Source organism: Neisseria lactamica (assembly GCF_901482445.1).
Lineage (GTDB): Bacteria > Pseudomonadota > Gammaproteobacteria > Burkholderiales > Neisseriaceae > Neisseria > Neisseria lactamica.
Genome location: NZ_LR590477.1, coordinates 1,071,867 through 1,092,392, shown reverse-complemented (window position 1 = coordinate 1,092,392; position 20,526 = coordinate 1,071,867). Strand labels below are relative to the sequence as shown.

The 20,526-nt window shown below is 47.6% G+C and carries 11 protein-coding genes, 2 tRNA genes, 3 rRNA genes and 1 pseudogene; 15 read left to right on the top strand and 2 right to left on the bottom strand.

What is annotated here, in order from left to right:
- Nucleotides 1–103: 103 nt before the first annotated feature.
- The 10 genes and pseudogenes from FGL10_RS05715 to FGL10_RS05670 all read left to right on the top strand — a co-directional run bounded on the left by FGL10_RS05715 (nt 104) and on the right by FGL10_RS05670 (nt 9,563).
- Nucleotides 104–1,644, top strand: a 16S ribosomal RNA gene (locus FGL10_RS05715).
- Between the two features lie 100 nt (nt 1,645–1,744).
- Nucleotides 1,745–1,821: transfer RNA gene (locus tag FGL10_RS05710), tRNA-Ile, on the top strand.
- 5 nt (nt 1,822–1,826) lie between these two features.
- Nucleotides 1,827–1,902 (top strand) — tRNA-Ala (locus FGL10_RS05705).
- Nucleotides 1,903–2,263: 361 nt separating this feature from the next.
- A 23S ribosomal RNA gene (locus FGL10_RS05700) occupies nt 2,264–5,155 on the top strand.
- Between the two features lie 96 nt (nt 5,156–5,251).
- A 5S ribosomal RNA gene (gene rrf / locus FGL10_RS05695) occupies nt 5,252–5,365 on the top strand.
- Together the 16S, 23S and 5S rRNA genes with 2 tRNA genes alongside form the textbook arrangement of a ribosomal RNA operon.
- Before the next feature lie 34 nt (nt 5,366–5,399).
- Nucleotides 5,400–5,854 (top strand): annotated as a pseudogene (locus tag FGL10_RS05690) (helix-hairpin-helix domain-containing protein).
- Between the two features lie 168 nt (nt 5,855–6,022).
- Nucleotides 6,023–6,922: a 50S ribosomal protein L3 N(5)-glutamine methyltransferase gene (gene prmB, locus FGL10_RS05685; RefSeq protein WP_036469764.1), complete on the top strand. Its 900-nt coding sequence runs from the start codon at nt 6,023–6,025 to the stop codon at nt 6,920–6,922.
- A gap of 136 nt (nt 6,923–7,058) precedes the next feature.
- Nucleotides 7,059–7,796 carry a toxin-antitoxin system YwqK family antitoxin gene (locus FGL10_RS05680; protein WP_003709195.1) on the top strand — a complete coding sequence of 246 codons (738 nt, stop codon included), beginning with the start codon at nt 7,059–7,061 and terminating at the stop codon, nt 7,794–7,796.
- Nucleotides 7,797–7,920: 124 nt separating this feature from the next.
- The gene (locus FGL10_RS05675) at nt 7,921–8,193 is read left to right on the top strand and encodes an ACT domain-containing protein (RefSeq protein ID WP_003680574.1); all 273 of its coding nucleotides are present in this window, start codon (nt 7,921–7,923) and stop codon (nt 8,191–8,193) included.
- 14 nt (nt 8,194–8,207) lie between these two features.
- On the top strand, nt 8,208–9,563 hold the full coding sequence (locus FGL10_RS05670; RefSeq protein ID WP_003709189.1) for a PFL family protein: 1,356 nt from the start codon (nt 8,208–8,210) through the stop codon (nt 9,561–9,563).
- 543 nt (nt 9,564–10,106) lie between these two features.
- On the opposite strand, the gene alr is transcribed toward FGL10_RS05670, so the two are convergent.
- Entirely contained in the window at nt 10,107–11,165 is a 1,059-nt protein-coding gene (alr, locus tag FGL10_RS05655; protein WP_003709184.1) for an alanine racemase, read from the bottom strand.
- A gap of 221 nt (nt 11,166–11,386) precedes the next feature.
- Here alr and FGL10_RS05650 point away from each other — a divergent pair, with 221 nt between their 5' ends.
- Both FGL10_RS05650 and FGL10_RS05635 read left to right on the top strand, forming a co-directional pair.
- Nucleotides 11,387–11,851, top strand: coding sequence for an Lrp/AsnC ligand binding domain-containing protein (locus FGL10_RS05650; protein WP_002216720.1), 465 nt, complete (start codon nt 11,387–11,389; stop codon nt 11,849–11,851).
- Between the two features lie 785 nt (nt 11,852–12,636).
- Nucleotides 12,637–13,125 carry a disulfide bond formation protein B gene (locus FGL10_RS05635; protein WP_003709179.1) on the top strand — a complete coding sequence of 163 codons (489 nt, stop codon included), beginning with the start codon at nt 12,637–12,639 and terminating at the stop codon, nt 13,123–13,125.
- Between the two features lie 58 nt (nt 13,126–13,183).
- On the opposite strand, the gene FGL10_RS05630 is transcribed toward FGL10_RS05635, so the two are convergent.
- Complete coding sequence (locus FGL10_RS05630; protein WP_002212681.1) at nt 13,184–13,912, bottom strand: YebC/PmpR family DNA-binding transcriptional regulator; 729 nt, start codon at nt 13,910–13,912, stop codon at nt 13,184–13,186.
- A gap of 325 nt (nt 13,913–14,237) precedes the next feature.
- On the opposite strand from FGL10_RS05630, the gene FGL10_RS05625 reads away from it, so the two are divergent.
- From FGL10_RS05625 to FGL10_RS05615, 3 genes are all read left to right on the top strand, one after another.
- Nucleotides 14,238–15,656: an alanine/glycine:cation symporter family protein gene (locus FGL10_RS05625; RefSeq protein ID WP_003709173.1), complete on the top strand. Its 1,419-nt coding sequence runs from the start codon at nt 14,238–14,240 to the stop codon at nt 15,654–15,656.
- Between the two features lie 458 nt (nt 15,657–16,114).
- Entirely contained in the window at nt 16,115–17,377 is a 1,263-nt protein-coding gene (locus FGL10_RS05620; RefSeq protein WP_003709169.1) for an MFS transporter, read from the top strand.
- Nucleotides 17,378–17,387: 10 nt separating this feature from the next.
- Nucleotides 17,388–20,426 (top strand): glycoside hydrolase family 2 TIM barrel-domain containing protein, encoded by a 3,039-nt coding sequence (locus FGL10_RS05615; protein WP_003709167.1) that lies wholly within the window; start codon nt 17,388–17,390, stop codon nt 20,424–20,426.
- Nucleotides 20,427–20,526: the final 100 nt, after the last annotated feature.

The following is a 20,526-nucleotide window of genomic DNA, read 5'->3' as shown; positions in this document are numbered from 1 at the left end:
TGCCTTGGGCCTCACACTGTTTGAAAGACAGACAAGATAATGTTTTGAACATTGTCCTGTCGGTTTCTTTGAAGCAGACCAGAAGTTAAAAAAGTTAGAGATTGAACATAAGAGTTTGATCCTGGCTCAGATTGAACGCTGGCGGCATGCTTTACACATGCAAGTCGGACGGCAGCGGGGTAGTGCTTGCACTACTGCCGGCGAGTGGCGAACGGGTGAGTAACATATCGGAACGTACCGGGCAGTGGGGGATAACTGATCGAAAGATCAGCTAATACCGCATATTTTCTGAGGAAGAAAGCAGGGGACCTTCGGGCCTTGCGCTATCCGAGCGGCCGATATCTGATTAGCTGGTTGGCGGGGTAAAGGCCCACCAAGGCGACGATCAGTAGCGGGTCTGAGAGGACGATCCGCCACACTGGGACTGAGACACGGCCCAGACTCCTACGGGAGGCAGCAGTGGGGAATTTTGGACAATGGGCGCAAGCCTGATCCAGCCATGCCGCGTGTCTGAAGAAGGCCTTCGGGTTGTAAAGGACTTTTGTCGGGGAAGAAAAGGTCGGGGTTAATACCCTCGGCTGATGACGGTACCCGAAGAATAAGCACCGGCTAACTACGTGCCAGCAGCCGCGGTAATACGTAGGGTGCGAGCGTTAATCGGAATTACTGGGCGTAAAGCGGGCGCAGACGGTTACTTAAGCAGGATGTGAAATCCCCGGGCTCAACCCGGGAATTGCGTTCTGAACTGGGTGGCTAGAGTGTGTCAGAGGGAGGTAGAATTCCACGTGTAGCAGTGAAATGCGTAGAGATGTGGAGGAATACCGATGGCGAAGGCAGCCTCCTGGGATAACACTGACGTTCATGCCCGAAAGCGTGGGTAGCAAACAGGATTAGATACCCTGGTAGTCCACGCCCTAAACGATGTCGATTAGCTGTTGGGCAGCCTGACTGCTTGGTAGCGAAGCTAACGCGTGAAATCGACCGCCTGGGGAGTACGGTCGCAAGATTAAAACTCAAAGGAATTGACGGGGACCCGCACAAGCGGTGGATGATGTGGATTAATTCGATGCAACGCGAAGAACCTTACCCGGTTTTGACATGTACGGAATCCTCCGGAGACGGGGGAGTGCCTTCGGGAGCCGTAACACAGGTGCTGCATGGCTGTCGTCAGCTCGTGTCGTGAGATGTTGGGTTAAGTCCCGCAACGAGCGCAACCCTTGTCATTAGTTGCCATCATTCAGTTGGGCACTCTAATGAGACTGCCGGTGACAAGCCGGAGGAAGGTGGGGATGACGTCAAGTCCTCATGGCCCTTATGACCGGGGCTTCACACGTCATACAATGGTCGGTACAGAGGGTAGCCAAGCCGCGAGGCGGAGCCAATCTCACAAAACCGATCGTAGTCCGGATTGCACTCTGCAACTCGAGTGCATGAAGTCGGAATCGCTAGTAATCGCAGGTCAGCATACTGCGGTGAATACGTTCCCGGGTCTTGTACACACCGCCCGTCACACCATGGGAGTGGGGGATACCAGAAGCAGGTAGGCTAACCGCAAGGAGGCCGCTTGCCACGGTATGCTTCATGACTGGGGTGAAGTCGTAACAAGGTAGCCGTAGGGGAACCTGCGGCTGGATCACCTCCTTTCTAGAGAAAGAAGGGGCTTTAGGCATTCACACTTATCGGTAAACTGAAAAGATGCGGAAGAAGCTTGAGTGAAGGCAAGGTTCGCTTGAGAAGAGAATCCGGGTTTGTAGCTCAGCTGGTTAGAGCACACGCTTGATAAGCGTGGGGTCGGAGGTTCAAGTCCTCCCAGACCCACCAATAACGGGGGCATAGCTCAGTTGGTAGAGCACCTGCTTTGCAAGCAGGGGGTCATCGGTTCGATCCCGTTTGCCTCCACCAAAACTTTGCAAATCAAAGTAATCCTGTTGCTTTTATTTTTTTATATTTTATAGCAACTTATTTTGATTTGCGGAGTAAAATAACGACGCATCGATCTTTAACAAATTGGAAAGCCGAAATCAACAAACAAAGACAATGAGTTTGTTTTGATTTTTACCCTTTGCAAAGGATAAAAATCTCCCGAGAGGGAAAAGAAGACAAACACAGAATTTGGGTGATGATTGTATCGACTTAATCCTGAAACACAAAAGGCAGGATTAAGGCACAACAAGCAGTAAGCTTTATCAGAGTAGGAATTTCAAGTCTGTTTCCCTAGTCAACGGGTAGACAGACGAAGTCAAAGAAGTTCTTGAAATGATAGAGTCAAGTGAATAAGTGCATCAGGCGGATGCCTTGGCGATGATAGGCGACGAAGGACGTGTAAGCCTGCGAAAAGCGCGGGGAAGCCGGCAATAAGGCTATGATCCCGCGATGTCCGAATGGGGAAACCCACTGCATTCTGTGCAGTATCCTAAGTCGAATACATAGACTTAGAGAAGCGAACCCGGAGAACTGAACCATCTAAGTACCCGGAGGAAAAGAAATCAACCGAGATTCCGCAAGTAGCGGCGAGCGAACGCGGAGGAGCCTGTACGTGATAACTGTCGAGATAGAAGAACAAGCTGGGAAGCTTGACCATAGCGGGTGACAGTCCCGTATTCGAAATCTCAATAGTGGTACCAAGCGTACGAAAAGTAGGGCGGGACACGTGAAATCCTGTCCGAATATGGGGGGACCATCCTCCAAGGCTAAATACTCATCATCGACCGATAGTGAACCAGTACCGTGAGGGAAAGGCGAAAAGAACCCCGGGAGGGGAGTGAAACAGAACCTGAAACCTGATGCATACAAACAGTGGGAGCGCCCTAGTGGTGTGACTGCGTACCTTTTGTATAATGGGTCAACGACTTACATTCAGTAGCGAGCTTAACCGGATAGGGGAGGCGTAGGGAAACCGAGTCTTAATAGGGCGATGAGTTGCTGGGTGTAGACCCGAAACCGAGTGATCTATCCATGGCCAGGTTGAAGGTGCCGTAACAGGTACTGGAGGACCGAACCCACGCATGTTGCAAAATGCGGGGATGAGCTGTGGATAGGGGTGAAAGGCTAAACAAACTCGGAGATAGCTGGTTCTCCCCGAAAACTATTTAGGTAGTGCCTCGAGCAAGACACTGATGGGGGTAAAGCACTGTTATGGCTAGGGGGTTATTGCAACTTACCAACCCATGGCAAACTCAGAATACCATCAAGTGGTTCCTCGGGAGACAGACAGCGGGTGCTAACGTCCGTTGTCAAGAGGGAAACAACCCAGACCGCCGGCTAAGGTCCCAAATGATAGATTAAGTGGTAAACGAAGTGGGAAGGCCCAGACAGCCAGGATGTTGGCTTAGAAGCAGCCATCATTTAAAGAAAGCGTAATAGCTCACTGGTCGAGTCGTCCTGCGCGGAAGATGTAACGGGGCTCAAATCTATAACCGAAGCCGCGGATACGTGCTTGCACGTATGGTAGGGGAGCGTTCTGTAGGCCGATGAAGGCGCATTGTAAAGTGTGCTGGAGGTATCAGAAGTGCGAATGTTGACATGAGTAGCGATAAAGCGGGTGAAAAGCCCGCTCGCCGAAAGCCCAAGGTTTCCTACGCAACGTTCATCGGCGTAGGGTGAGTCGGCCCCTAAGGCGAGGCAGAAATGCGTAGTCGATGGGAAACAGGTTAATATTCCTGTACTTGATTCAAATGCGATGTGGGGACGGAGAAGGTTAGGTTGGCAAGCTGTTGGAATAGCTTGTTTAAGCCGGTAGGTGGAAGACTTAGGCAAATCCGGGTCTTCTTAACACCGAGAAGTGACGACGAGTGTCTACGGACACGAAGCAACCGATACCACGCTTCCAGGAAAAGCCGCTAAGCTTCAGTTTGAATCGAACCGTACCGCAAACCGACACAGGTGGGCAGGATGAGAATTCTAAGGCGCTTGAGAGAACTCGGGAGAAGGAACTCGGCAAATTGATACCGTAACTTCGGGAGAAGGTATGCCCTCTAAGGTTAAGGACTTGCTCCGTAAGCCCCGGAGGGTCGCAGAGAATAGGTGGCTGCGACTGTTTATTAAAAACACAGCACTCTGCCAACACGAAAGTGGACGTATAGGGTGTGACGCCTGCCCGGTGCCGGAAGGTTAATTGAAGATGTGAGAGCATCGGATCGAAGCCCCGGTAAACGGCGGCCGTAACTATAACGGTCCTAAGGTAGCGAAATTCCTTGTCGGGTAAGTTCCGACCCGCACGAATGGCGTAACGATGGCCACACTGTCTCCTCCCGAGACTCAGCGAAGTTGAAGTGGTTGTGAAGATGCAATCTACCCGCTGCTAGACGGAAAGACCCCGTGAACCTTTACTGTAGCTTTGCATTGGACTTTGAAGTCACTTGTGTAGGATAGGTGGGAGGCTTGGAAGCAGAGACGCCAGTTTCTGCGGAGCCGTCCTTGAAATACCACCCTGGTGTCTTTGAGGTTCTAACCCAGACCCGTCATCCGGGTCGGGGACCGTGCATGGTAGGCAGTTTGACTGGGGCGGTCTCCTCCCAAAGAGTAACGGAGGAGTTCGAAGGTTACCTAGGTCCGGTCGGAAATCGGACTGATAGTGCAATGGCAAAAGGTAGCTTAACTGCGAGACCGACAAGTCGAGCAGGTGCGAAAGCAGGACATAGTGATCCGGTGGTTCTGTATGGAAGGGCCATCGCTCAACGGATAAAAGGTACTCCGGGGATAACAGGCTGATTCCGCCCAAGAGTTCATATCGACGGCGGAGTTTGGCACCTCGATGTCGGCTCATCACATCCTGGGGCTGTAGTCGGTCCCAAGGGTATGGCTGTTCGCCATTTAAAGTGGTACGTGAGCTGGGTTTAAAACGTCGTGAGACAGTTTGGTCCCTATCTGCAGTGGGCGTTGGAAGTTTGACGGGGGCTGCTCCTAGTACGAGAGGACCGGAGTGGACGAACCTCTGGTGTACCGGTTGTCACGCCAGTGGCATAGCCGGGTAGCTAAGTTCGGAAGAGATAAGCGCTGAAAGCATCTAAGCGCGAAACTCGCCTGAAGATGAGACTTCCCTTGCGGTTTAACCGCACTAAAGAGTCGTTCGAGACTAGGACGTTGATAGGTGGGGTGTGGAAGCGCGGTAACGCGTGAAGCTGACCTATACTAATTGCTCGTGAGGCTTGACTCTATCATTTGAAGAACTTCAAGGGATAAAAGCTTACCGGCTGATTCAGTCATCACCGAATATATTGATTAAGGCTTTACCGATTTGTAACAGTTTGAGTTTGGCGGCCATAGCGAGTTGGTCCCACGCCTTCCCATCCCGAACAGGACCGTGAAACGACTCAGCGCCGATGATAGTGTGGTTCTTCCATGCGAAAGTAGGTCACTGCCAAACACCCATTCAGAAGACCCCCGGAATCCGGGGGTTTTTGCTTTGCCCGGAAAAAATGTCGGGGATGGCGGGACGGAGTCCGTACGGTGTCCGGCCGGGTTTGCGGAGGAACGGCTTGAAACTTTTGGATATTCATTTTAGAATGGCGCGTTTTATCGTCCGCAGGATGCGGTTTTATTTAAAGGAAAAACCATGAAGAAGATGTTTGTGCTGTTCTGTATGCTGTTCTCCTGCGCCTTCTCCTTTGCGGCGGTAAACGTCAATACCGCCTCGCAGCAGGAGCTGGAGGCGCTGCCGGGGATAGGCCCTGCAAAGGCGAAGGCCATTGCGGAATACCGTGCGCAAAACGGCGCGTTTAAGTCTGTGGACGATTTGACGAAAGTTAAGGGTATCGGCCCCGCGGTGCTGGCGAAGCTGAGGGACCAGGCCTCGGTCGGCGCGCCCGCGCCCAAGGCCCCCGCCAAACCGGCAACGCCCGCAGCTAAAAAATAGGGCGTATGTGCCGATAAAGTGCCGTCCGTGGGCGGTATCTTTTTTTATGGGACGGGATGTCCTTAATGGCGGGCTGTTGAACGGCTGCTTCCCAAGAACATCCTGCGGTTTGCAACCGGCCTTATTCCGGTTGCCATTATAGGTGCCGATATGAAGATGGATGATAGGATGCCTACCCGGGCGGTGAGGGAGTTGGTTACCGTACGCGATTTTCTACGTTTTGCAGTCAGTCGTTTTAATGAAGAGGGGCTGTTTTTTGGTCACGGCAGTGATAATGCTTATGACGAAGCCGCTTATTTGATTTTGCATACGCTGAATTTGCCTTTAGATGTTCTTGATCCTTATCTTGATGCAAGATTATTGAGAGCTGAAAAAGAGAAGGTGTTGGCGATTATTGAGCGTCGTGCTGTCGAACATATTCCTGCCGCTTATTTGACGCGGCAGGCCTGGCAGGGTGAGTTTGATTTCTATGTGGACGAGCGGGTAATCGTACCTCGTTCCTTCATTTATGAATTGCTGGGTGACGGACTTCGACCTTGGATAGAATACGATGAGCTGGTGCATAATGCTTTGGATCTTTGTACTGGAAGCGGTTGCCTTGCCATTCAGATGGCGCATCATTATCCTGATGCCCAAATTGATGCGGTTGATGTGAGCTTGGATGCTTTGGAAGTTGCAGGGATCAATATTGAAGATTATGGTCTGGAAGAACGCATCCGGCTTATTCATACCGATTTATTTGAGGGACTGGCAGGCACTTATGATTTGATTGTTTCCAATCCTCCTTATGTGGATGCAGAGTCGGTTGAGGCTTTGCCTGAAGAGTATTTGCACGAGCCGGAATTGGCATTGGGCAGCGGGGCGGACGGATTGGATGCCACCAGGCAGATTCTTCTGAATGCGGCAAAGTTTCTGAATCCTAAAGGTGTATTGCTGGTGGAAATCGGGCATAACAGGGATGTATTGGAAGCAGCGTATCCGGAGTTGCCTTTTACTTGGTTGGAAACCAGCGGGGGCGACGGTTTTGTTTTCCTCTTGACGCGCGAGCAGTTATTGGGTGAAGAGTGAGTTGGAGGAGAATGCCGTCTGAAGACGATTTGTTTTCAGACGGCATTTTTACGATACCTTGTCTCGGGTTTGACGCTTGGCAGAGAAATCCTTACCATATTGTTTATAAGTTAATTGTTTTTATATCGCTATTGCAATGAAAAAATTATCTCGGATTGTATTTTCAATTGTCCTGTTGGGTTTTTCGGCCGCTTTGCCGGCACAGACCTATTCTGTTTATTTTAATCAGAACGGGAAACTGACGGCGACGATGTCGTCTGCGGCTTATATCAGGCAATATAGTGTGGCGGAGGGTATTGCGCACGCGCAGGATTTTTATTATCCGTCGATGAAGAAATATTCTGAACCTTATATCGTTGCTTCAACGCAAATCAAATCTTTTGTGCCTACCCTGCAAAACGGTATGTTGATTTTGTGGCATTTTAATGGTCAGAAAAAAATGGCGGGGGGCTTCAGTAAGGGTAAGCCGGACGGGGAATGGGTCAACTGGTATCCGAACGGTAAAAAATCTGCCGTTATGCCTTATAAAAATGGCTTGAGTGAGGGTACGGGATACCGTTATTACCGTAACGGCGGCAAGGAAAGCGAAATCCAGTTTAAGCAAAATAAGGCAAACGGCGTATGGAAGCAATGGTATGCCGACGGCAGTATCAAGACGGAAATGGTTATGGCCAACGATGAACCTGTCAAGATTCTGACTTGGGATGAAAGCGGCCGATTACTCTCGGAGCTGTCTATCCGCCACCATAAACGCAACGGGGTGGTTTTGGAGTGGTATGAAGATGGTTCTAAAAAGAGCGAGGCTGTTTATCAGGATGACAAGTTGGTCAGGAAAACCCAGTGGGATAAGGATGGTTATTTAATCGAACCCTGAATCTTGATGCCGTCTGAAATGGCTTCGGACGGCATTTTGTATGGATATATTGTTGACAATATTCTTCAAAATCCGACGGTGGTATAATTTCGGAATTTAATGCATATCTGCAAGGAGTAAGCCTATGAACAATTCAGTCATCACCGTCATCGGCAAAGACCGCGTCGGCATTGTGTACGATGTTTCCAAAATTTTGGCGGAAAACCAAATCAACATTCTTAATATCAGCCAGCAATTGATGGACGATTTTTTTACGATGATTATTTTGGTGGATACTTCAAAATGCACCAAATCGCGGCAGGAGGTTTTGGATTTGTTTGCGGAAGAGAGCAAAAAACTCGCGCTCGACATCCGTATGCAAAATGAAGAAATCTTCCAAGCGATGCACCGCATTTGAGTCGGAGGAATGTGATGAGTATCCAATCCGGCGAAATTTTAGAAACCGTCAAAATGGTTGCCGACCAGAACTTTGACGTGCGCACCATTACCATAGGCATCGATTTGCACGACTGCATCAGCAGCGACATCAATGTGTTGAACCAAAACATTTACAACAAAATCACCACAGTCGGCAAAGACTTGGTGGCAACGGCGAAACACCTTTCCGCCAAATACGGCGTGCCGATTGTGAATCAGCGCATTTCCGTTACGCCGATTGCCCAAATCGCGGCGGCGACCAAAGCCGATTCTTACGTCAGCGTGGCGCAGACTTTGGACAAGGCAGCCAAAGCCATCGGCGTGTCTTTTATCGGCGGCTTTTCCGCGCTGGTGCAAAAAGGGATGTCGCCTTCGGACGAGGTGTTAATCCGTTCCATTCCCGAAGCGATGAAAACTACCGACATCGTGTGCAGCTCCATCAATATCGGCAGTACGCGTGCCGGTATCAATATGGATGCGGTCAAGCTGGCGGGCGAAACCGTCAAACGCACGGCGGAAATCACGCCCGAAGGTTTCGGCTGCGCCAAAATCGTCGTGTTCTGCAACGCGGTGGAAGACAATCCGTTTATGGCGGGCGCGTTCCACGGCTCGGGCGAAGCGGATGCTGTGATTAATGTCGGCGTTTCCGGCCCGGGCGTGGTCAAAGCCGCGTTGGAAAATTCGGATGCAACGACTTTGACCGAAGTTGCCGAAGTCGTGAAAAAAATCGCTTTCAAAATCACACGCGTAGGCGAACTTATCGGCCGCGAAGCCTCAAAAATGCTGAATATCCCGTTCGGTATTCTCGACTTGTCGTTGGCCCCAACCCCTGCCGTCGGCGACTCGGTGGCGCGCATCCTTGAAGAAATGGGTTTGAGCGTCTGCGGTACGCACGGCACAACAGCAGCTTTGGCATTGCTGAACGATGCCGTGAAAAAAGGCGGTATGATGGCTTCCGGCTCGGTCGGCGGTTTGAGCGGCGCGTTTATCCCTGTTTCGGAAGATGAAGGTATGATAGCCGCCGCTGAAGCCGGTGTGTTGACACTGGACAAACTCGAAGCGATGACCGCCGTCTGCTCCGTCGGTTTGGATATGATAGCCGTTCCCGGCGACACGCCCGCGCACACCATTTCCGGCATCATCGCCGACGAAGCCGCCATCGGCATGATCAACAGCAAAACCACTGCCGTACGCATTATTCCGGTAACCGGAAAAACCGTCGGCGACAGCGTCGAGTTCGGCGGCCTGTTGGGCTACGCGCCTGTGATGCCGGTAAAAGAAGGCTCATGCGAAGTGTTCGTCAACCGGGGCGGCAGGATTCCCGCACCGGTTCAATCGATGAAAAACTGATTACGGTTTTGATGGGGAAATGCCGTCTGAAAGGCTTCAGACGGCATTTTTGTTTATGGGCATTGGGTAAAATGTCTTTAGAAAAGAATATTGCAAATTTAGAAAATCCCTGTGTCCTTATTTCTGCTTTCTTACGTCATTCTTTTAAAGGTGGGAATCTGGAAACCAAAAAAAACAATAGGAATTTATCCGAAACAACAAAACCTATCCGCCGTCATCCCCACGAAAGCGGGAATCTGGTTTGTTGTTCAAATAAATTCTGAAACTTTAATTTTGTCATTCCCGCGCATGCGGGAATCTAGAAATGAAAAACGACGAGAATTTATCAGAAATGACGGAAACTCAAAAAACCGGATTCCCGCCTGCGCGGGAATGATGAAATTTTAGGTTTCTGATTTTGATTTTCCGTTTTTGCGGGAAGGATGGGGTTTCAGATTGTGGGCATTATCAGTATTTTCTATTTGGCAATGTCTTTTACTGATTTTGTCAAAACGCATTTATGCCGTCTGAAAGGCTTCAGACGGCATTTTTGTTTGAGCCCGATTACTCGATATAAGTGAATTTTGCACGTTTGATATTGCACATCAATTCGTAAGGGATGGTTCCGGCCGCTTCGGCAACGGTATTGATGTTGACCGTATCGCCCCACAGTTCGACCTCGTGTCCCAAACCTTCTTGCGAAGCGTCCAGTTCGATGGTCATCATATCCATAGAGACCCTGCCGATGACCCGGGTCAATTTACCGTCGACGGCGACGGGGGAATTGCTTGGGGCGCGGCGCGGATAACCGTCCGCATAACCGCAGGCAATCAGGCCGACGCGCGTAGATTTGCTGGTATAAAATGTTGCGCCATAACCGATAGGGGAGTGCGGCTGTAAAACGCGTTCGCCGAAAATACGGGTTGAAAGCCTCATCACGGGCTTCAGCCTGTCATCGCTGCCTCCGAACGGGGAAATGCCGTATAACGCCAAGCCCGCGCGCCCCCAATCCCTGCGTGCTTCGGGGATATTCAAAATAGCCGCCGAATTGGCAAGGCTTTCTTCGCCTTCCAGCCCTTCCGTACCCAAATCGAATGCTTCCATCTGTATTTCCGTCATACCGCTTTCAGGTTCGTCCGCACAGGAGAAATGCGAGAACTTGACAATACTGTCCACATATTCCGACTGTTTCAATGCCGCATATGCCGAAGCGTAATCATGAGGGAAAAATCCGGTACGGTGCATTCCCGAATCCATTTTCAACCAGACCTTGACAGGTTTTTTCCAATGGCGGGAAAGCAAAGCCTCAAGTTGCCATTGGTTTCCGACTGCCGGCCAGAGCGAGTATTGTTCGACCGCTTCGTACTCTGATGCTTCAAATACGCCTTCCAAAAGGACAATCGGATGGGTAATGCCGCTCTCCCGCAGCCTGATTCCCTCATCGATTGTCGCCACGGCGAAACCATCTGCCAAGTCTGCCAGCGCGAAAGCACATCTGACCGCACCGTGTCCGTATGCATCCGCCTTGACCACCGCCAACAGCTTGCCTCCGTGCATTTCCTTCAAAATCCGATAATTGTGCCTAAGGTTGCCCAACCTGATCTGCACGTTCAAAGGGCGCATAAATTCATTCCTTACCAAACAAGTGTTTATTAGCAAAATTAAGAAATCAATTAGGGAATTATAATCCAACGGCAAGGCTTTTAAAATATTAAAGACCCTTGTGTCTTCAAGCAGGAGCAGCAGTTTTCAGGTAGGAAGGCGGTTTGCTTTTCCTGATATAATCGCTTTCCCAAATTTATACTCTATTTGTTAAAATCAATAATAAATACAAGGCAATCCAAATGAAAGAACTAGATAAAATCGATTTCCGCATCCTTAAGATCCTTCAACAGAATGCCCGCATCCCGATGACGGAGCTTGCCGAGAAGGTAGGGTTGTCCACCACGCCCGTTACAGAGAGGGTGCGCCGTTTGGAGCGGGAACATTATATTTCCGGCTATCACGCCCACCTCAATCCCCATCTGTTGGGCAAACCGCTATTGGTTTTTGTCGAGCTGAAGCTGCAATCCAAATCGGGCAATATTTTCGAAGATTTCAAAAAAGAAGTGCTGAAAATTCCGCAAATTATGGAATGCCACTTGGTGTCGGGCGAATACGACTATCTGATTAAAGTACGTTTGCCCGATATGTCTGCCTATCGGGATATGCTCGGCAATATTTTGTTACAACTTCCTGCCGCTTCGGAGAGTAGGAGTTATGTTGTGATGGAGGAGGTCAAAGAAAATCCGGTTTTGGATTTGGATTGAATATTTCAGACCGGATATGCGGTTTGACACCTAAATGAAACATAACAACATCACGCACAGAGGCTTGTTGCTTCAGATAAAAAAATGCACACATTCAATAGAATGTGTGCCAAGTCTACAAAGGAGAAATAGAGGAGAAACTATTAACTGACTACTCGAACCAGCTAACGGAATGGATTATGCAGCTTTTCCGGTCAAAAAGCAAGCGTTTTTCTTGTTAAATTTCTTAAAGAATGGAATTTCAAACAATAAAAGTAATTAAATTTCAAAAAAAGCGGAGATAAAAAAATGCACACATCCGGTTGAATGTGTGCCAAGTCTACAAAGGAGAAATAGAGGAGAAAAATCAAGCTGCATCAAGCAACTCAACGGCGGGAATTATCCGCCGTTTCTTATCCGCTGTCAATTATTTTTTGAAAATTTACCCGACCGATTCAAATTTTGCAAAAAAACTTGCCCGATGGCTATCCGGTAACAAATTCCTTCAAAAACCCGTCAATCCGCTTATTCAAAAAAATCATATGCTTTCATTAAAATAAACTTTTGATTTTTCTTTATCAGCTGATGCTTTTGATTCGCTAAATTTGCCGAAATTCAAAACCTCCGGATGTATTTTTTTGCAGGCATTGTGCGGGCAAATCGCCGTTTTGTCCCTTGTCAGGTCTTGTGCATATCGGGAAAACCGAAATCGTCCGTACCTGCGCCGGTGTTGATTCGTCCCTTGCCATCTCGGGATATATCCAGCAAAATCGGCATATCGGTATTTTGATTGGTGTGTTGAGAAAATGACCCCGTTATTTAGAAAAGCCGTTTGGCTGCTGTTTGCCGTTTCGGTCTGTGCATTTGCCGGGTCTTTGGCGGCACAGTATGTTTTGGGTATGGAGCCTTGCGTTTTGTGTATCAGCCAGCGGTTGTGCGTCTTGGCAACCGCATTATGTGCGGCAATTGTGCTGGCGTGTAAGCCCAAGGGCAGGGTGGGCGGACTGTCAGGCGCAGTGTTTATCAGTATTCCCGCCGTTACGGGCGCGGCTGTTGCGGCATATCAGTTGTGGTTGCAGTCGCTGCCGCCGGGAACCGCTCCTTCGTGCGGCGCGCCGTGGACGTTCCGCTTGAAAGGCTGGCCTTTGTTTGATTGGTTCGAGCCTGTCGTGCGCGGGTTCGGAAATTGTGCCGAACCGGATTATCTGCTGGGAATTGCTTTGCCTGTTTGGAGCGTGGCGTATTTTCTGGCGGTTGTCCTGACGGTTTGGTGGGCGTGGGCAAGGGCTAAATAAATCAATGCCGTCTGAAAGGTTCAGACGGCATTTTATTGTATGTCTGCTGTGCTGCGTATCAGTCCAAATTCAATACGGCGGAAGTGTAAACGTCTTGCACGTCGTCTAAGTCTTCCAGCGCGTCAATCAGTTTTTGCATTTTGACGGCATCGTCGCCGGAGAGTTCGGTTTCGTTTTGGGCGCGCATCGTAACGTCGCCGTCAACGGATTTGTAACCTGCCGCCTCCAAAGCGGATTTTACGCCCGCCCAATCGTTTGGCGCGGTAATGACTTCGATGGAACCGTCGTCGTTGGTAACCACGTCTTCCGCACCGGCTTCCAAAGCCGCTTCCATCAGTGCGTCTTCGTCAACGCCGGGTTCGAATACCAAATAGCCCTGATGCACGAAGTTGAACGCCACGCAGCCGTCGGTACCCAAGTTGCCGCCGTTTTTGGTAAACGCGTGGCGCACGTCCGCAACGGTGCGGGTTTTGTTGTCGGTCAGGCAGTCCACCATCAAAGCCGCGCCGCCGATGCCGTAGCCTTCGTAGCGCAACTCGATGTATTCCACGCCTTCCAAGTTGCCCGTGCCTTTGTCGATGGCGCGTTGCACATTGTCTTTGGGCATATTGTTTTCGGCTGCTTTTTCCAAAGCCAAACGCAGGCGCGGATTTGCGCCGGGGTCGCCGCCGCCCATACGCGCCGCAACGGTGATTTCTTTGATTAAACGGGTGAAGATTTTGCCGCGTTTGGCATCCTGACGGGCTTTTTTATGCTGGATATTCGCCCACTTGCTATGGCCTGCCATAAATTTCCTTTCTTATTTCAAATAATTAATCTGTTTTTGTCAGATTTTTTACGGTCGGCATTTTAACATAAGTTGCAAGTACCCAAAATATCCTGTTTTATGCCGTGCCGTTGTCGATGCCGTCTGAAAACGATTTCCTCCGCTTTCCGCTTAAAATAAAGAAATATTTTAATTAACGATATTTTACGGTATGATGGCACAGCTTTTCCCCGATTGTTGACAATTGAAGGCATCTGTTGCGGCAAATACGGTCTGCTCGCCGTGTTTCCTTATTGGAATGTCTTTGGGAAAGCAGTCATTTTAATCGTAAGATAAGGTTTATTTTATGGAAAATATATTGTCTGTTCTGGTGGGTACAGTCAATCGGTTTCTTTGGGACTACCTGCTGATTTATGCCCTTTTGGGTATCGGCCTGTTTTTTACGCTGTATCTCGGTGCGCCGCAGATTTTGAAGTTTGGCGCGGGATTCAAATCCGTATTCGGCGGCTTGTTTGCCAAAGGCGATAAAGACGATAAGTCTTTATCGCAGTTTCAGGCGTTGGCGGTTGCCATATCTGCGCAAATCGGTACGGGCAACGTCGCCGGTGTGGCGACCGCCATTACCGCAGGCGGGCCGGGCGCGATTTTTTGGATGTGGCTTTCTGCCGTTTTGGGGATGTCCACGATTTTTGCGGAGGCACTGCTGGCGCAGAAATACCGCGTCGTCAGCCACGGCAAATACATCGGCGGGCCGGCGTTTTATATTACGCACGGTCTGACTCCGAAAATCGGCAGGGGCGCGGCGCGTTTCCTGTCGGGCTTTTTCTCCATCGCACTGATTGTCGCATTGGGCTTTATCGGCAATGCGACACAGGCCAATTCCATCGCTTCTGCCGTTACCATTGCATTTGATATACCTTCTTTGGCAGTCGGTATTGTGCTTGCCGTCCTTGCGGGCATGGTTGTGATTGGCGGCGTGAACCGTATTGCCAATATTGCCCAGTTTGTCGTGCCGTTTATGGCGGTTGTTTATATTTTGTGCGCCGTCGTTATCCTGTTTGAATTTTCCGACCATATTGTGCCGATGTTCAACCACATCTTTACCGCCGCCTTCAATCCCGAAGCCGTATTAGGCGGTGCTGCGGGTATCGGTATGCGTGAAGCGATACGTTTCGGCGTGGCGCGCGGTCTGTTTTCCAACGAAGCAGGTATGGGTTCGACTCCGCACGCCCACGCGACTGCGGATGTGAAGCATCCTGTGCAGCAAGGTATGGCGGCATTTGTCGGTGTATTTATCGATACGATTTTGGTATGTACGGCTACAGCATTGATTATCCTGCTGACTGATGCCAACCTTTCGGGCGAACAGGGCGCGGCGGTTACTCAATTTGCCTTTAACAAGGCATTCCCGGGCTTCGGTTCGCAATTGCTTGCGGTATGTCTGACTTTCTTTGCCTTTACCACTATCATCGGCTGGTATTATTTCGGCGAGTCCAACATCCGCTTCCTTTTCAGGGGAAGACACTTGGGCATCTATCGCGCATTGGTTCTGCTTGCCATCGTTTTGGGTACGCTCGGCAAAGTCGATTTGGTTTGGAGTCTGTCCGATATGTTCAACGGCTTTATGGTTATCCCCAACCTGATTGCCTTATTCTTGCTGCGTAAGGAAATCCGCGCCATTTATGATGACTACCTGATGCAGAAAAAGGCGGGACAGGATTTGTCTTATCAGTATGAATTTCACGAATTCCACGATAAGCAATAATGCCCGGCAAAGAGAAAACCTCCCTGCCTTCAGGTTTGGGAGGTTTTTGTGTTTCAGACGGCATATCGGGCGATGCCGCCGCCTGATGCGGGCAAATGCCGGATGGAGCCGGTACTTCCTTGACTACCTCGTAGGTTTATAGGGATAATCCTCCGAGTGGCAGTTAAGCGTCCTTAATATTATAATCACAGAAATACTTGATTATAATCAAAGCAATACTTGCCAAACCCAATATATTTTTAGCGGCATTATTTTTAAATCATTGCAGAATTGATTGCTATCATTGGTTTTCTTATTGCCGACGTTAATTTCCCTGTTTTGCGAACCATAATTATGGGAAATAAATCTCAACATTGATATTTCGGCTTACGTCACGTTTTATAATGAATGTGATTATTTAAAAAGAATGATAAATTAATATTTAAATTGTCCTGATACTGAAAATGCAGAGGTGTACGATGAATAATCAAACTTCATCCAAATCGCAGTATTTGTCCAATGGCAATTATTGGATTTTTAGTGCGTATTTTTTTGTTTTCTTCTTCATTATGGCGACCTGTTATCCTTTTTTGGGGATTTGGCTTGGCGATATCCATGGTTTGAAGGGTGAGGAGGTCGGTTACGTCTTTTCATTTATGTCCCTCTTTGCTTTGCTTTTCCAGCCTGTTTTAGGTTTTTTATCAGACAAATTAGGCATTCGGAAGCACCTTCTTTTAATACTTGCAATATCACTTCTTTTCTATGCGCCATTTTTTATTTATGTTTTTGCACCATTATTGAAAACCAATTTATGGCTGGGCGTTATTCTGGGCGGCGCATATATGGGGTTTGTGTTCCAAGCGGGATCGCCGGCATCGGAAGCCTACGTCGAACGTATCAGCCGGTTAAATGGATTTGAATATGGCAGGACAAGATTATTCGGGGTGTTGGGTTGGGCAATTTGTGCCTCTATCGCCGGCAATTTGTACAGCTCGCAACCCAATGTGGTTTTTTGGCTTGGTTCTGCCGCTGCCATTGTTTTATTAGTCCTTATTTTTCTTGCCAAAATAGACGGTAATAATGCGGCTCAAATAGAGAATGGTTCAAAGGGGGACAATAACCCTATTACATTAAAACAGGCTTTAAGGCTTTTTTCCCTGCCCCGGTTTTGGGCCCTATTGACTTATATTGTCGGAGTTGCTTGTATTTACGATATTTTTGACCAACAATTCGGCAATTTCTTCAATATGTTCTTTGAGTCTAAAGAGCAGGGGGTAAAATTCTTTGGTTATGTGACGACGGGCGGAGAACTGTTAAATGCGGTAATTATGTTTTTTGTGCCTTTGCTGATTAACCGTATAGGGTCAAAGAATGCGTTATTAATTGCAGGCTCGATTATGAGTATCCGTATCTTGGGGTCGTCTTTTGCGTCAGAAACATGGCATGTGGTTGTATTGAAAATACTGCATATGTTTGAAGTACCATTCTATTTGGTCGGGGTTTTCAAATATATCGCCGAGGTGTTTGAGGTACGTTTTTCTGCGACCATTTATCTGGTTTGTTGCAATTTTTCAAAACAGATCGGCAATATGATTTTATCGCCTGCAATAGGAACTTTATACGATAAGTATGGCTTCCAATTTACCTATCTTATCTTAGGCTGTATTGCTTTTGCATTTACATTGGTTTCTGCATTTACCTTGGCCGATACCAAGAAATTAATGAGCGATATTTCAAATTAGGAGGATAAAAATGTTATTAGCGAATTATTATCAAGATCCTGAAATCACGAGAATCAATGCGTTGCCGCACCATAGCTATTTTATCCCTTTTGATAAAAAAGATAAGGTAGATCAGTTTTCTAGGGAAAATTCTTCGTTTTTTACATCATTAAATGGAATGTGGCAATTCGCATATTATCCGAGTATGCAGGATTTGCCTGAAAGTCCGGACGAAATCGCTTTTACGAAACAAATCAATGTGCCTTCAAATTGGCAGAATCACGGGTTTGATGCCCATCAATATACTAATATTAATTATCCTTTCCCTTTCGATCCGCCTTTTGTTCCTTTAGAGAACCCTTGCGGGGTATATCAAAAGCAGGTCAATCTGAAAAAGAATATAAATAAGCGGTATTTATTAGTCCTTGAAGGGGTTGATTCCTGTTCTTATATATATGTAAACCATCAATTTGTAGGATATGGTTCTATCAGCCACAGTACCAATGAATTTGATATTACCGATTATCTTCACGATGGTGAAAACACCCTTACCGTATTTGTCCTGAAATGGTGTGCCGGAAGCTACTTGGAAGATCAGGATAAATTTAGAATGTCGGGAATTTTCCGAGATGTATATTTATTGGAAAGGGAGCATCACTATTTGCAAGACTTGAATATTCGAACCGTGCTTTCTGAAGATTTATCATTGGGGCAGATTTGTCTGGATTTAAATTTTGCGGGGGATGCGGGGGATGTCGGAGTGTCATTGTTTGATACGGACGGGCAAATTGTTCAAGCAGGCAGCGCAATCACGACAGATAAACAACGGATGCAAATCCGCCTTGATAATATTCCTTTAACCAAATCCCGACTCTGGAATGCGGAAAACCCTGCCCTTTATACCTTGGTATTAAACACAAAAGAAGAAATCATTACCCAGAAGATCGGATTCCGCAAGGTAGAGGTCAAAAACGGGGTATTGCTGCTTAATAACCAGCCTATTAAATTCAAAGGGGTAAACCGGCACGATAGCGATCCCAAAACGGGATATGCCATTTCTGTCGCTCAAGCGGTGACTGACTTGTCGTTAATGAAGAAACATAATATTAACGCGATTCGTACCGCGCATTATCCAAATTCACCGTGGTTTTGCGAGCTTTGCGATAAGTATGGTTTCTATGTAATCAGTGAAAGCGACATTGAAAGTCATGGGGCGGCATTCCAAGCAATTTCGCATCCCGAACCGAGTATCTTTCTGAATGTGGAAAATCCGAATGAAGAGCCGCGTATCCGCCAACAAACTATTGACAACTTCTGTTATTTTGCCCGAGAACCATTGTATCGGGCGGCTTTATTGGAGCGGACTAAAGCAAATATAGAACGTGATAAGAACCGCAGTTCTATTTTAATTTGGTCTTTAGGCAATGAATCAGGGTATGGTGAGAATTTCGAATGTTGTGCAAAATGGGTAAAAGAGCGGGATCCGGATCGATTGGTTCATTACGAAAGCAGCATTTATCAGCATTCTGCGTATCAGAATAACACCGGGCATTTGGATTTATACAGTGAAATGTATTCCGACACAGAAGCAATCGATGCCTATTTTGCCGATCGTTCACAAACGAAAAAACCATTCTTATTATGCGAATATTCCCATGCAATGGGAAATTCAAATGGAGATATGGAAGACTATTTCCAAACATTTAACAAATATTCGGGCTGTTGCGGTGGGTTTATTTGGGAGTGGTGCGATCATGCCCAATATATTACCCCGACAAAATTAGGATATGGCGGTGATTTCGGCGAAAAAATCCATGATGGGAATTTCTGTGTGGATGGCTTGGTTTCGCCCGAACGCGTCCCGCACAGCAACCTGTTGGAAGTAAAAAATGTCAACCGGCCCGTACGGGCAAACTTGCGCGGTGAACAAATTGAGTTATATAACTATTTTGATTTCACTAATTTAAAAGATATTCTTTGTGTCAAATATGAATGGGTAAAAAATGGTCAGATAACCGGGACGGGAACATTGGCGGTTGATTGCGAACCCCATCATTCTCAAATCTTACCGATTCAGCTTCCCAAAGAACGGGAAGGGTTGTTATGGTTGAACCTATATTACTGCGCTTCCCGGCAAACTGATTTATTGCCGGCAGGGCATCATTTCGGTTTCGATCAAATTATTTTGAGTAAGGAATACACTCCTGCCATAGGATTGGATAAAGGCAATTGCCCGCCGTTGGAAATAACCGAAACGGTAAGGCAAATCGTTGTTCGGAATAATCGATATTATTTTGAATTTAACAAACTTACGGGGATAATTGACGAAATTAAAGTCAATGATAAGGCTTTCATCCATAAACCGTTGGCTTGGAATATTTGGCGCGCGCCGACGGATAATGACCGCCTGATTCGTTCCCAATGGCAAAATGCCGGTTATGATCAAATGTATTCCAAGGTTTACGATATTTGCGCGCATCGGCAAGGAAACGGTGTTGTCGTGTCTGTGAAAAGTGCATTGGTTGCGGATGCAAAATCAAAAATCATGACATTGGAAACACAGTATCTGCTGTCTGAAAATGGTAAATTGGATATTCAAACAAATGCTGTTTTCCACGAGCATTTGCCATTCCTGCCCCGTTTCGGTTTGCGCTTTTTCTTAGACAAACAGCAAACACCTTTTACCTACTTAGGTTATGGGGCGGGTGAAAGCTATATTGACAAACATCAGGCAACTAAATTGGGTATTTATTCGACGACGGCAGGGGAAAATCATGTTGATTATCTCAAGCCTCAGGAAAACGGCAGTCATTATGGATGCTTTTATGTTCAAAACGATATGATTCGGGTGGAGTCGGGGCAGCCGTTTAGTTTCAACCTGTCCCCTTATACGCAAGAAGAACTGACGCAGAAAAAACATTCTTATGAATTGGTTTGTTCCGGGTATGATGTATTGTGTATCGACTATAAGATGAGCGGTATCGGTTCGAATTCTTGCGGGCCTAATTTGAAGCCGCAATATCGTTTGATTGAAAATAACATCAATTTCGATATAAGTATCCGGTTATAGGGATATATGCTAACCGCAGCAAAAACCGCCTGTAATAAAGGCGGTTTTTTATGGCCTCAGATAACTGTTTATTTATATATTGAAATTTTTATACAAAAAG